Source organism: Arthrobacter sp. AB6, assembly GCF_031844545.1.
Taxonomy (GTDB): Bacteria; Actinomycetota; Actinomycetes; order Actinomycetales; family Micrococcaceae; genus Arthrobacter.
Genome location: NZ_JAUZVL010000007.1, coordinates 1 through 13346 on the forward strand (window position 1 = coordinate 1; position 13346 = coordinate 13346).

The window sequence follows — 13346 nt, forward strand, 5'->3', positions numbered from 1 at the left end:
CACGTGTTCTTTGAGATAGGCGGCGACGGCGAGCTCACGCCCGTTCAGCGTCGCATCACCAATACCGGTCACACCATCCTCCGTAGTAATCCGAAGCGTCACGAAATTACGGGAGGGACTGGTCACAAACACATCAGCAGCAATGATTTTCACAAAAGATCCAGGCTTTCTTAATCGATGGAGCGGTACTTGGTGGATTGGCAGTGCAATGGCTTAGTTGGTGGTGGCCGGCTGTTGGACGGCCACAGCTTCCGCGGCGCCAGGTTCCGCGGGGGCGGAGCTTACGGTGTTGCAGAGGCCTTCGATCAGGTCCACTGTGCCGCCGTCCCGGGCGAGGGCAGGGTCCACCAAGGACAGGAGGGCATGGATCCGCTCCCTGCCGCTGAGCGAGTTGGCTGCGGCAACCTCGCCGGCGAGCGGGTCCTGGACCGTGCCGCCAGCCGTGTAGTCCATCCATGCAGCGATCATCAGCGCCGCGGCTGAACCCGACCGCCCCGCGGCACGCTCCGCCTGCAGAACGGGGACGGCACGCATCCGGAGCTTGGTGCTTCCGTCCATTGCGATTTGCGCCAGGTGGTGGGCAATCCGGGCGTTGCGGAACCGCGCCAGCAGGGCCGCGCGGTAGGCCGGGATCTGCAGGTCTACGCCGTCACCCTCCTGTTCCGTGAGGCTGGTTTCCGCCTCGTCCCAAAAGCTCTCCACGGCCTGCAGGCAGCGCGGGTCCGCCAAGGCCTCCGCGACGGTGGTATGGCCGCGGAGTTGGCCGGCGTAGGCGAGCAGTGAGTGCGCACCGTTCAGGAGCCAGAGTTTACGGTTCTCATAGGGTTCGATGTGGTCCACGAACACCGCGCCGGCATCTTCCCAGTGCGGACGCCCGGCGGGAAAGTCCCCGCTGAGCACCCAGTTGGAGAAGGGCTCGGCCACCACCGGCGATGTGTCGCGATACCCGCAGGCGGCCTGGACGGCCGCAATGTCGGCGTCAGTGGTGCGCGGTGTTATCCGGTCCACCGAGGTGCTGACGAAGCTGACGTTGGCATCGATCCATCGGGCCAGGTCCGCATCCCAGGCCTCGGCCATGCCCGTTACGGCATGGTGCGCAATGCTGCCGTTATTGGCGAGGTTGTCGCAGCAGACCACAGCGAGCGGTTGCCCGGAAGCTGCCCGGCGGGCGGCGAGGGCGAACACGAGGCGGCCCAGCGGCGTCGTCGGTTGGCCTTTGCCGGACGAGAGCAAAACAAGGTCGGCGGCTACGTCGGGCGCGGTGCGGTCCAGCCGGCCGTCGGAACCGATGCCGTAGGCGGCTTCAGTGATCGTCAGGGTGATGACGGCGGTACCGGGGGCCGCCACCAGATCCGCCAGGCGCTGCACGTCAGCGCCGTCCACTGCATCCACAATGCTGCCGATGACGGTAAAGGAGTCGCCGTCGTCCGCACGTTCCACCAAGGTGAACAGACCGTCCTGTTCGGCGAGGGCCAGCGCGGCATCGGGGCGGCGGCCGGTGAAGGCCGCGATGCCCCAATCCTGGGCATCGGACGCCTGCTGGGTGTACCAGGCCTGATGGGAGCGGTGGAAGGCGCCCAGGCCCAGGTGAACGATCCGCACTGGAGCCTTGGCCAACTGGCGCAGGTGGCGGTTCAACTGCGGAAGGCCCCCGGCGGACCCTGGCTGTGGTGGCAGTTCAATAGTCACAGCTTGAAGACCCTCCTCGGCGAACCATCAACGATGTCCACGATCAGTTCGCGGGCGCGTTCTTCGCTGATGCGGTGCTCGGCTACCAGGCGTGCCAGGAAGGCCGACTCGATCCGGCGTGACGTGTCGTGCCGTGCCGGGATGGAGCAGAAAGCCCGTGTGTCGTCGATGAATCCCGAGGAGCGTGAGAAACCGGCGGTTTCCGTGACGGCGGCGCGGAACCGCAGCATCGCATCCGGCGCATCCAGGAACCACCACGGGGCACCGATGTAGACGGACGGGTAGAACCCCGCCAGCGGTGCCAGCTCCCGCGAGAACACGGTCTCGTCCAGGGTAAACAGCACCAGGTGGAAGTCCTTGGCCGTGCCGAAGTCCTGGAGCAGGGGCCGGATGGCCTCGGTGTAGTTGATCGCGAACGGGATATCGTGGCCGGTGTCCGCGCCAAATGATTCGAACGTCGGCCCGTGGTGGTTGCGGTACGAACCCGGGTGGATGGTCATGACCAGCCCGTCCTCCACGGACATCCGCGCCATCTCGTAAATCATGTGGGCTTCGAAAGCGTCGCGGTCCGTCGGACTCGCGTTCCCCGCACGCGCCGACTCGAACAGCCGTTCCGCGTCGGACCGGTCCAGCTTCAGGGTGGCCGGCGTTCGGACGCCGTGGTCGGCGGACACCGCCCCGTTCTCGACGAAGTGGCGCCGCCGTGCTTCCAGCGCGCTGATGTAGCCGGTGTATCCCGAACCGCCTCCGCCGGCAGCAATGAGACGCTCCACATTGTCCTGCCAGGCCGGATGGGCAATGTTGAGGTACTGGTCCGGCCTGAAAGTGGGCAGGACGCGGCTGGCGAAGGCCGGGTCCTTGGCAAGGGCTGCGTGGCTGTCGAGCGTGTCCAACGGATCGTCGGTGGTGGCCAGCACCTCGATGTTGAATTCCTTGAACAGCTGCCGGGGCCTGAAGCCTGGTTCGGCAAGCTTGGCCGAGATCGCGTCGTAGATCCTGTCGGCGTTTTCGGCCGTGGGCTCCTCATGCAAACCGAACACGTGCTCGAATTCCTGCCGGATCCAGTATCCCGAGGCCGTGCCTTCGAAGGCAGGCCACGCGGCACAGAAGTTCCGCCAGACCTGCCGGGAGCCTGCAGCGGAGTCCCCAAGGCCCAACTGGTCCATCGGGACGCCGCCGGCATGGATCAAGCGGGTCACATAGTGGTCCGGGGTGACCAGGAGCGCGGCGGGATCGGGAAAGGGCAGGTTATGTTCGATGACGGCGGCATCAACGTGTCCATGCGGTGAGATGATCGGGAGGCCGGCCACGAGGCTGTAGAGCGAACGGGCAATCTCCCGAACGCCGGGTTCTGCGGGCAGGAGCCGGTCGGGGTGGGCTGCTATTGAATGCACCATGGCGTCAACGCGCCCCGGCCCCTGCGGTGAGACCGGCAAGTGCCGCCGTACGCCGCAGGTAGTCAAGATTGCCGGCAGTACGTTCGGCAAGGGGCAACTCCGTGGAGAAGTCTTCCACCGTGACCCAACCGTCGTAGCCATGGGCAGCGAGCGCCCTGAAATATTCGAGGACACTTCCCTGTCCGGACTGCAGCGGTGCCCACTCGTTGCTGAACACCGCGGCACCAGATTCGTCCGTTGCGTCCTGCCGGACCCACACGGCGTTCTTGACATGGATGTGTGCCAGGTATTCCCCCAGCAGTTCGAAGGCGGGAAGGTAGTCTTCCTGGCCCTCGATCAGCAGGTTTCCGAGGTCGTGGATGACCCCCACGTGCGCGGGGTCGAGGCCTTCCAGCAGGCGCCGCGCCGAGGAAGCGGACGCGGTGATGGTGCGGTGGTGCAGTTCCACCAGCGCCTTGACGCCATGGTGGGCGGCTCTTTCAGCCACCCACTCGAAGTCACGGCGGGCTGCCTCAAACAGGGCAGGATAAGGAATCCCGCTGGGTCCTTCATTGCCCCACGCCGCCGTTCCCAGCGGAAGCGTGGTGACGCGGACCTGGCCCGCGCCCAAGGCGGCCGTGGCCGCCAGCATCCGCTCGACGTCGTCGTGGTTGTCACACCGCGCATAGCCGCCGATTCCGGAGAACTCCAGCCCGGCGTCGCGGGTGATTGTTGCCACCCGCCCAAGATTGTCTTCGAGGCCGGTCAGCGGGATCGTCGCTTTGTTGCCGGCCCAGAAACCTGGCTCGGGCGCCTCCGACTGGTCAGTGATCCGCCACTCGATGCCGTCCCAGCCCTGACCCGAAAGGTGGTTCACGGCTTCCTCCGGGGTCCAGTCCGGCGTGGAGGCTGTAAATACTGAAAATTTCATCGCTTCAGGCGCTTTCTGCCGCAGTGGAGCCCGTGCGGACCTCCAGGTCGTTGTACTTGCCGGCCAGGACGTCGTCGAAGAGGACTGCCTGGTTGAGCGTGGCGGAGACATAGACGGCACGCACGGTGGCCAGGGCATTGACGGCATCGCTCACCGTGACCCCGGGCTGGCGGCCTTCGGTGATGGCCCCGAGGATGTCGCGGTACTGGCGGATGTGTCCGGCCGGGTACACCGTGGGGTCCTTGGCCTCGTAATCCTCTGCCGGGTACTTGGCCAGTTCTTCCTGGGCCTGGTTGCCGCCGCCCTGAAGCCCCATGTCCGCGGAAGGGCCGCCGGCGTCCTTGGAGTGGAAGTAGTGCAGCCGGTCGTTGTCCACCACTGCGGAGCCTTCCGAGCCCATCAGCTGGACCCGCACGGTCAGGCCCGGGTATGCGGCGGTGGTGGCATGCAGTACTGCCAGGCCGCCGTTTTCGAACGTCACGGTTGCAACGGCGGTGTCCTCCACCTCGATGCGTTCGTGTGCCAGGCGGGCCGTGTGCGCGTGGATTTCCACGGGGCGGCCCATGAACCACAGCAGCAGGTCAACCGTGTGGACGCCCTGGTTCATCAGGGCGCCACCGCCGTCCATTGCCCAAGTGCCGCGCCAGTCACCGGAATCGTAATAGCCCTGCCCGCGCCACCAGGCGACAGAGGCGATGGCGGACGTCAGCCGGCCGAACCGGCCTTTTGCCACGGCATCCGCAACCGCAACGCTGGCCTGGTCAAAGCGGTGCTGGCTGATGACGGAAGCGACCACCCCGCGGCGTGCGGCTTCATTCGCTGCCGCCTCAATCTCCTGGGCGCGGCTCAGGTCCACGTCCAGGGGCTTTTCGATGACAACGTGCTTGCCGGCAGCCAGTACCTCGAGGCCCTGCTGGATGTGCAGTCCGCTGGGGGTGGCCAGCGCCACCAGGTCGATGTCCTCCGCGGCAAAAGCATCTGCGATGGACTCATGCACAGAGGGCCTGGGGCGTCCGCTCTTTTCGATGAAGTCCGCAAGGGCAACAGCGGCGTCCGGGATCGCGTCCACCAGCGCCACAATGCTGGCGCCGGGAAACTCCTGCAGGGCAACTGCATGGGTCCGGCCAATGACGCCGCAACCCGTGATGGCAACCTTCAACGTCTCACTCATACTGTCTGCACTCCTGCTTCCGCTGTGACTTTTGCAAAGGCCCGGGCAGCAATACCGAATGCTGTGGGGCCGGAGAATCCACCGAGGCCGTGGGCGCCGGCAAGATGCGGCTCCAGGGAGGCGAAGCCGGTGAAACCGTCAGCCTTGAGCGCTTCGACGGTGCGCAGGACGTCGCCGTCGCCCTCCCCCGCCGGGACCACATGTCCGTTGGAGAACAGGGCATCCTTGACCTGGAGGTACTCCAGGTGCGGGCGGAGCTTGGCGTAGCCCTCGTCAAAGGGCTTCACGCCCACCTGCACGAAGTTGGCCGCGTCCCAGGCCACTTTCAGTGCCGGTGAATCCACGCTTTCGATGATGTCCAGCACGCGGTCCGGAACGTCCCCGAAAATGTCCTTTTCGTTTTCGTGCAGCAGGACCACGCCTGCCTCCTCGGCGACGGCGGCGAGCGCCCTCATCCGTTCGATGACGGCATCACGGATGCTGTCCACCGGAACGGATTCGCCGTAGTAGAAGGAGAAGATCCGGATGTACTTTGCACCCAGGACTTTGGCCGCGTTGGCGGCCCTCCGCAGGCGCTCCACCTCGTGTTCCACGGGGAGGCTGACGTCCACCTTGCCGATCGGGGAGGCAATCGCGGAGACCTGCATGCCCTTGTCCTTGAGCAGCGCGGCAAGGTCAGCGAGCTGGTCATCGGACAGGTCCACGATGTTGGTGCCCCACGCGCTGCGCACCTCGATGTGGTTGGCGCCCAGTGCCTGCAGCACTGCGATCTGCACGACGGGGTCGTCGTCGATTTCGTCGCCGAATCCGGACAGGGCCCACGAGACCTGGGTGGATGAAACCATGGCTATTTAACTCCTCCGGCGGTAAGTCCGCCCACTAGATAACGCTGGAAAATCAGGTAAAGAATGACCACGGGAGCGGCACATACCAGCGCCGCAGCCATCATCTGGCCGTAGAACGGGATGGCGCCGCCTTCCTGGGAGGCACCGAAGACCTGCAGCGCCACCGCCGCCGTCTGGCTTTCCGGCCGGGTCATGACGGAGGCAAACAGGACGTCGTTCCAACCCAGCAGGAAGGCGAAGATGCCGGACACCACGATGCCCGGCCAGCTCAGCGGCAGGATGATCCTGAACAGGACACCCAGGTTGCTGGCGCCGTCAATCTTGGCCGCCTCCTCGAGTTCCCGGGGCAGCCCGCGCAGGTAGGTGACCATGACCCACGTGGAGAACGGCATGGCGAACGTCAGGTAGGTGACAAAGAGTCCCCACTGGGTCCCGATGACCTGGATGCCCAAGTAGGTGGCGGCTGACGAGAACAGTACGAACACCGGCAGCACCATCAGGGTTCCCGGCACTGACTGCAGTGCAAGGAGGCCGCGCAGGATGGTGAGGCGGCCCCGGAAGCTGTAGCGGACCAGGACGAACGCGGTTGAGACGGACAACGCTGCCGAAACAACAGCTGTTGCGCCTGCCACCAGGACGCTGTTGGCAAGCCCTGTGGCCAGTCCCACGCTGGTCCAGATCTTCGAGTAGTTCTCCAGGGTGAAGCTTGAGGGCCAGAACTCTCCGTTGGCCACTCCGATGTCCGAGTTCACGGACGCAAGGAAGATGTAGAACACGGGGATCAGCACGAGGGCACCGAGGAACACGAGGATGATCGTGAGCAAAGGCCCCGGAAGCAGCCGCAGGACTTCGTGTTGTTTCTTCGATCCCGGACGTGGAATGTCCGCGGTGGCCGGACTCCGCCTGGTGGCAGTGGAGGTGCTCATTTCTTGGCTCCAGGTGACTCGGCGTCGTCGAGCTTGACGGCGCGCAGGTAGACAAACAACGGAATGGCGATCAGGACCAGGGAAACGAAAGCCATGGCAGCGCTCAGCCCGAAACGGAAGCTTTGGAAGCTGGTGACATACGTAAGGATCGGCAGCACTTCCACGTCGGCCGGGGCCGGAACTCCGAAGAGGACGTAGGGAAGCGTGAAGTTGTTGATGTGGTGCAGCATGCCGATCAGGAAAGCGAGGGAGAGCGGCCCCTTGAGGTAGGGGAAAATGACGTAGCGCAGCTTGTTCCACCAAAGGGCGCCGTCCAGGGCTGAGGCCTCATGGACCTCATGGTCCACGGACTGCAGCCCGGAGAGTGCAAGCAGGTAGATGAAGGGCCAGGAAGCCCAGATCTGGACCAGGACCAGCGTCCAGAAGGTCTGCGGCCCGTTCAGCCACAGGCCGGCCTCGATGCCGACAGTCCCCAGGGCCTTGTCCACGATGCCGTCCGGCTGGAACATGGTGCGCCAGACGGTCGCCACCACGAACGACGGAAGCACGTAGGGGATCAGGAAGACGGACCGGATCACGGCCCGCCCCTTGAACGCGTTCTGCGTGGCGACGGCGGCGGCTATGCCCAGCGGAAGGGTCACAACCATTGCCAGCAGCGAGTAGCTGACGCTCAACCAGGTGGCGTGGAGGAGGGGTGAGGACGTCAGCGCTTCGACGAAGTTCTCGACGCCGATGAAGGGCGAGCTGATCCACTTGCGGAGGGTGTACTGATCAAGGTTGAGGGTGGACATGAAGATGCCCAGCAAAAGCGGTACAACGATGATGATGATCATCAGGACCCCGCCCGGGATCAGCATCCACAGCGGGCGGTTGCGTTCGCTGAGGCCCCTGCGGCGCGGGCTCTTCTTCTGCCCGGTTGGCTCGTGGCCGGCGGTGTCAGCGGCGGAGTGTGCCGCCCGGCTTGCGGCGGACTCCGCCGCAAGCCGGACTTCGTTGGAAGCGTCAGTTGACATCAGAACTTATCCTTTGGAGGCCCGGTCCAAGGAGGCCTGGCCCTTGCTCTGGGAATCCTTGATCCGTGCTTCAAGGGCAGCGCTGTCCACCTTGCCGGCAGCAAGGTCCGGGACGGACTGGACCGTGACGTTCAGCAGGCCGAGCTGGATGTCTCCCCAGGCGCCGGTGAACGGCGTCGCCTTGGACTTGGCGGCAGCGTCCGTGATGGCCTTGAGTTTGGGATCTCCGGCCAGTGCTTCCAGTGCTTCTGCGTTGGCCGGCAGGTCGCCGAAGATCTTCTGGTAGTTCAACTGCTCCTCTTTGGAGGTGACCAGTTTGATGTATGCGAACGCCAGGTCCTTTTGCTTCGAGTAGTCCGCTACCACCAGGTTGTCACCGGAGAGGATGCTCGCTGCGTCCTCGTTCTTCGAGCTCGACTCTCCCGGAGGCGTCGTAGGCATCAGGGCGTACTCGTACTTGCCCGCAACGGCCGACTTTTCAAGGGTCGGAATGGAGCTTGAGGTGGTCATCATCAGGTAACCGGCCTTGCCGCTGGCAAAGGCCGCGACGGCGTTGCTGTTGCTCCAGCCCACGGAGGCCGGGTCAACGATCTTGTCCTCGGTCAGCCAGCCGAAGTAGGTTTCGTAGGCCTTCTTGACGGCGGGGTCGTCGAGCTTGAGCTTGTTCCCGTCCACGATCGGGTTGCCTGCCTGGACGGACATCGCCCAGATGAACTTCCAGGGATCGAAGTTGTCCTTGTAGCCGGTGGCCAGGCCGTAGGTGCCGTCCTTGGTCATCTTCTTCGCCTGCTCCGCAAGCTCATCCCACGAAGTGGCCGGCTTCTCGATTCCGGCCGCGGCCAGCAGTTCTTTGTTGTATGCCATCACGAAGGGGCGGCTGACGAACGGAATGCCGGCCTGGTGCTCCTCGTCCGGCCCGGAGATCCCCAGGGCGGCCTTGTTGAACCGATCCTTGCCGCCCACCTTCTTCCAGTCGTCGTCGGACAAGGTCACAAATGCCTTGGTGGCATAGGCGGTCGGCGTGAAGGTGGTGCCCAGTCCGTAGATGTCCGGGCCCTGGCCCGAGACAACGGAGGTCTGGATGCGGGTCAGTTCGTCGTTGGCCGAGGCGAAGGTCTCGAACTTTACGTCGGCACCGGTTTCAGCCTTGAACTTTGCCGCGATGTCGCTCTGCCATTGCTTCTGCTGTTCCGGGTACTGGTTCAACACGCCGACGAGGACGTTGAGGGTCTTGCCCGTTCCGTCCACCTTTCCGTCCGAACTGGTGGATGAATCAGTAGTGCCGGAGCCGCCACCGCAGCCGGTCAATGCCAATGCCGCAGCCGTAACAATAGCCGCGAGCCCGGAAGACGATTTAAACCTCATTGTTTTCTCCTCTTGGACACCCACATGGCCACAACGTCTAGTGGCGCGCATCACTGCAGGCGATTCGAAACCCAGTCTAGGGAGCTGGCAACTCGTGCGGCAAGCGGTTGCCAAAAGTTGCCAAAAGATGTTTCCATTGAGGTACGGCCACTCCACCGCGGATGAAGGACCGGGCGCCTTCTCGGCACGAAAGGACAGGGCCAATGACTGCACCAACCCCGGGAGCACGCGCTGAGGGGACATCGGAGGGACGCGCGGGTGCGGAGAAACTTCCAACAATCCGGGACGTCGCCCAACTCGCCGGCGTGGCCACATCAACGGTTTCGCGGGCCCTCTCCAAACCCGACCGGGTTAATCGCCACACCAGGGAACGGATCCAAGCAGCGGCCGCACAGCTGAACTACGTGCCCAGCTCACAGGCACAGGGGCTCAGCTCAGGGCGCACGAACGCCGTCGCCGTCGTTGTGCCGGACATTACCAACCCGTTCTACTTCGACATCATCCGCGGCACCCAACACCAGCTCAAGGCTGCGGGGTACACGCAGCTGCTCGTGGATACCGAGGAGTCCAATGAAATGGAGCTTGAAGCGCTCCACAAGATGCGGCGGTCTGCTGACGGATTCATCCTTGCAGCCTCGCGTTTAACCGACGCGCAGCTGGCCGAGGTCTCCGAGACCCAGCCGCTGGTGACCATCAACCGGGCGTCCACGAGTGCTCCAACAGTGGTCATCGACACGCCCTCGGCGATCATCCAGGCCCTGGAGCACCTGGCGTCCCTGGGCCACCACCGCGTCTGCTACGTCAGCGGGCCGCCAACATCCTGGTCCAACCGGGCACGGTGGAAAGTCTTCGAGGAGGAATCATCCAAACGCGGAATGGAGACCCACCGGATTGGCCCCTACACGCCCAAAACCACGTCGGGCGCGGCCGCGGCGGACGCGGCAGTGCGCACCGGCGCCACGGCGTGCATCGTGTTCAATGACCTTCTTGCCATCGGAATGCTCCAACGGCTTCGTGAGCGCGGAATCCGCGTACCGGAGGACATCAGCATCGTCGGATCGGACGACATCTTCGGCGCGGATTTCTGCAACCCCCCGCTGACCACCATTGCCAGCCCCATCGAGCAGGCCGGCCGGGTGGCGGTGTCCATGCTGCTTTCCCAGCTGAATCCCGTTCCGGGCCGCTCCAGCCGTCAGCTTGCCGTGATGCCCACACACCTTACGGTGCGGGCATCCACGGGGCCCGCGCGGGATTGATCCGGACGGCCTGCTACAGCCGGTCCGTCCTGTCCTCGCCCTTGTGGCCTGCTCCGCGCAGGTTCTCCTGCACCTTGCCGAAAAGGTCCTTGATGGTGGACTCAGCGTTCGTGATGACGTCCACGGGCACATAAACGTCGTGGGTAAGCGGCAGGTCGTATTCATCCTTCAGGTGCGTGCCGTTCCCGACCCCCTTCAGGGAGAGGTAGACCATCGCTTCCGTGCGGGCGATTCCCGCGAGCTTTCCAAAGACGATGGTGAACTCGTTGGGCTGGAAGCTGATGGTCTGGCCGATGTGGCTGCGGCCAAGTTCAGCAGCGGGAACAACCTTTTCTGACTGGCTTCCGGTGTAGTCCATGAACTTCTCCTCAACATCGCCGACGGTTACCCAGGCAGTCTAACCCGGCCCTGAAGAGGGGGTACATGGCCGCCGCTCGGGCAGCGGGCCCTGCCCCGGCCCGCGGCGGATAGAATCTGAACGACTGACTTCAGGGCCGGAAGGGGACCAACCGTGGATGCACACCGTCCCCGCGTTCCCTTCCACTTCCTTCGCTCGTCAGCCATGGCCGCTGCCATCCTGACCCTTGCCGCCGGAGCACACCTGGCGGGCGGCGGCGCGCTGCCGGCGCCCATCGTCATGCTGGCAGTGCTGGCGTTGACTGCACTCGGCAGCACCACGGCCACCCGCCTGCGGCTGGGATTCCCCGCCGTTGTGGCGCTCCTGGGTGCCGGGCAGCTGGTACTGCATGAGGTCCTTGCTGCCTCCAGCATCCCCGCAGCCGCTGGCGAATCCGGCGCTACCGCAGCTCACGGCAGCCACCTGTCCGGAGCCGTTGCGCTGCCGCTGGACCACATTGGCGGGGCCGCGGCAACGTCCGGGCCCCTGATGCTGGCGGCCCACGCCCTGGCCACACTGGGGTCCGCCCTCCTTCTCGCCAAGGGCGAGGATGCACTGTGGGCGCTTGCTGCCTGGCTTCGGCCCCTGACGGCGCTCCCCCGGCCGGCCGCGTGCGACGACGGCGCCGCGCCTTTGGCTTCTTTCGCGCCTTTCGCCGTGCCGCTGCGTCCGTGGCGCAACCTCCGGCAGGACAGCCGCCGCGGCCCGCCTTCCGCCGTCGTGCTCTCCTCCTGACCCTGCCGGATCCTGCCGGCGCGGGCTCCAAAACTTACGCACCCCGGGCCGTTTCCGGTGTGCGCCGGAAAGGCAAACCCATGAACACCCCATTTCTTCGCCGTGCCCTGCAAACTTCCGCCGCAACCGGGGGCGCTGCCGTACTCCTGCTGGCGGCCGCGGGCGGTGCCGCGGCGCATGTCGGCGTAACGCCGGACAAAACCTCGGCCAATTCCTATGCCCTGCTCACCTTCGCGATCCCGCACGGCTGCGACGGATCGGGCACCACCAAGGTGGCCATCACGCTGCCTGCGGAGCTGAACGATGCCCAGCCGACGGTCAACCCCAACTGGACGGTGGAGAAAGTGACCGAGCAGCTCGCCGAGCCAAGGAAGCTCGCCGACGGCACCGCCATCACCAAGCGGACCAGCCAGATTGTCTACACAGCCAGGTCACCGTTGGAGCACCAGTTCCGGGACACCCTGGTCCTCTCCGTGAAACTCCCTGACGCGGCGGGAACAACGCTGTATTTTCCCACCCTCCAGACCTGTGAGGCAGGGCAGACCGACTGGTCCGACATCGCGAAGGAGGGCCAGGACGTGCACTCCCTGCAGGCTCCTGCGCCGTCGGTAACCGTCACCGAGGCAACCGGCGCCGCCGGCCACGGGACGGAACACGCCGCATCAGTCTCCGACGGCGGTGCCGTGGCAAGTGCAGATGATGGCGGTGCAGACGCGCGCAGCTGGGCGGGCCTGGCGGCCGGGGCCGGCGGGCTGGTGCTGGGCGGCACGGCGTTGGCCAGGAGCGCTGCACGAAGCAAATAGGGCGCTTTGATGCCCGGATCATCACGATCCGGGCATCAAAATGCCATACTGCCTCGTGGCGTCGTTGACGCGGACACCGGCTGCGGCGAAGGTGGTGCCATGAGGTCTCAGCGAATTTTCCAGGGGTTGGTCATTTCCACGGCTGCCATGGCGGCGGCATTGATGCTCAGTGCCTGCAGTCCGGGCCAGTCGCAGGCACAGACGCCTCCGCCGGCAGGCACCAGCTCAGCCAGCCCGGATGCAACGTCCGCTGCTCCCACGACGCCTGCCCCGCCGTCGTCCGCAGGCACGCCCAGCGGCTCAGAGACCCCGCCGCCGGGGGCACCTGCCCGCTGCAAGGCGGCCGGGCTTACGGCTGCCACCGATGCATCAGGGGGCGGCGCCGCCGGCAGCGTCTACATGAAGCTCAACCTCACCAACACCGGCGCAGAACCGTGCATCCTCCAGGGCTTTGCCGGCGTCTCCCTGGCAGCCGATGGCGCCGGCGCCCCCATCGGTGCGCCCGCCGTGCGCGATGAAACCACTGCTCCGGCCGACGTCCTCCTGGCCCCCGGCCAGACCGGCTCCGCCGTGCTGCGCTACACCCAGGCCGGAAACTACCCGGACTGCGCCATGGTGGACGCCGCTGGCTACCGGATCTACCCTCCCGAGGAAACCGAATCCCTGTTCCTGGCCCAGCCCACGCGCGCCTGCAGCAATGCCGAAATCACGCTGCTGACCATCGGGCCGTTCCAGCCGGCCTAACCTTCCCCCGGAAACGGTCCAAGAATGACCGCAGGCGGTCCGGCTGGTGCCGGGCCGCCTGCGGTTTTTTGTGCTGTGCTGCTGGCCTGCGGGTG

At 65.3% G+C, this 13346-nt stretch carries 13 protein-coding genes and 1 pseudogene; 4 read left to right on the plus strand and 10 right to left on the minus strand.

The window, feature by feature from the left end; translation table 11 throughout:
• From Q9R30_RS07460 to Q9R30_RS07500, 9 genes and pseudogenes are all read right to left on the minus strand, one after another.
• Positions 1-153, minus strand: a pseudogene (locus Q9R30_RS07460) (bifunctional D-altronate/D-mannonate dehydratase); the annotation flags it as partial.
• Positions 154-213: 60 nt separating this feature from the next.
• On the minus strand, positions 214-1689 hold the full coding sequence (locus Q9R30_RS07465) for a mannitol dehydrogenase family protein (protein WP_311217206.1): 1476 nt from the start codon (positions 1687-1689) through the stop codon (positions 214-216).
• Positions 1686-3086, minus strand: coding sequence for a glucuronate isomerase (uxaC, locus tag Q9R30_RS07470; RefSeq protein ID WP_311217207.1), 1401 nt, complete (start codon positions 3084-3086; stop codon positions 1686-1688). The genes Q9R30_RS07465 and uxaC overlap by 4 nt, the downstream gene beginning before the upstream one ends.
• A 4-nt stretch (positions 3087-3090) precedes the next feature.
• Positions 3091-3996 (minus strand): TIM barrel protein, encoded by a 906-nt coding sequence (locus tag Q9R30_RS07475; protein ID WP_311217208.1) that lies wholly within the window; start codon positions 3994-3996, stop codon positions 3091-3093.
• A 4-nt stretch (positions 3997-4000) separates the two neighbouring features.
• On the minus strand, positions 4001-5167 hold the full coding sequence (locus Q9R30_RS07480) for a Gfo/Idh/MocA family oxidoreductase (RefSeq protein ID WP_311217209.1): 1167 nt from the start codon (positions 5165-5167) through the stop codon (positions 4001-4003).
• A complete protein-coding gene (locus tag Q9R30_RS07485; protein WP_104996771.1) occupies positions 5164-6012 on the minus strand; it encodes a sugar phosphate isomerase/epimerase in 849 nt (282 codons plus the stop codon). Before Q9R30_RS07485 ends, Q9R30_RS07480 begins: the two co-directional genes overlap by 4 nt.
• Before the next feature lie 2 nt (positions 6013-6014).
• The gene (locus Q9R30_RS07490; RefSeq protein ID WP_311217210.1) at positions 6015-6938 is read right to left on the minus strand and encodes a carbohydrate ABC transporter permease; all 924 of its coding nucleotides are present in this window, start codon (positions 6936-6938) and stop codon (positions 6015-6017) included.
• Entirely contained in the window at positions 6935-7951 is a 1017-nt protein-coding gene (locus tag Q9R30_RS07495) for a carbohydrate ABC transporter permease (RefSeq protein WP_104996769.1), read from the minus strand. The genes Q9R30_RS07490 and Q9R30_RS07495 overlap by 4 nt, the downstream gene beginning before the upstream one ends.
• A gap of 6 nt (positions 7952-7957) precedes the next feature.
• Positions 7958-9316, minus strand: coding sequence for an ABC transporter substrate-binding protein (locus tag Q9R30_RS07500; RefSeq protein WP_199775319.1), 1359 nt, complete (start codon positions 9314-9316; stop codon positions 7958-7960).
• A gap of 203 nt (positions 9317-9519) precedes the next feature.
• Here Q9R30_RS07500 and Q9R30_RS07505 point away from each other — a divergent pair, with 203 nt between their 5' ends.
• Entirely contained in the window at positions 9520-10572 is a 1053-nt protein-coding gene (locus Q9R30_RS07505) for a LacI family DNA-binding transcriptional regulator (protein ID WP_104996768.1), read from the plus strand.
• Positions 10573-10585: 13 nt separating this feature from the next.
• Here the strand turns inward: Q9R30_RS07505 and Q9R30_RS07510 are convergent, their stop codons facing one another.
• Positions 10586-10930 carry a hypothetical protein gene (locus tag Q9R30_RS07510; RefSeq protein WP_311217211.1) on the minus strand — a complete coding sequence of 115 codons (345 nt, stop codon included), beginning with the start codon at positions 10928-10930 and terminating at the stop codon, positions 10586-10588.
• Positions 10931-11083: 153 nt separating this feature from the next.
• Here Q9R30_RS07510 and Q9R30_RS07515 point away from each other — a divergent pair, with 153 nt between their 5' ends.
• The 3 genes from Q9R30_RS07515 (at position 11084) to Q9R30_RS07525 (ending at position 13251) form a co-directional block, all read left to right on the plus strand.
• Positions 11084-11704: a hypothetical protein gene (locus Q9R30_RS07515; RefSeq protein ID WP_311217212.1), complete on the plus strand. Its 621-nt coding sequence runs from the start codon at positions 11084-11086 to the stop codon at positions 11702-11704.
• 80 nt (positions 11705-11784) lie between these two features.
• Positions 11785-12507 (plus strand): YcnI family protein, encoded by a 723-nt coding sequence (locus Q9R30_RS07520; RefSeq protein WP_311217213.1) that lies wholly within the window; start codon positions 11785-11787, stop codon positions 12505-12507.
• Positions 12508-12606: 99 nt separating this feature from the next.
• On the plus strand, positions 12607-13251 hold the full coding sequence (locus tag Q9R30_RS07525) for a DUF4232 domain-containing protein (protein ID WP_199775318.1): 645 nt from the start codon (positions 12607-12609) through the stop codon (positions 13249-13251).
• Positions 13252-13346: the final 95 nt, after the last annotated feature.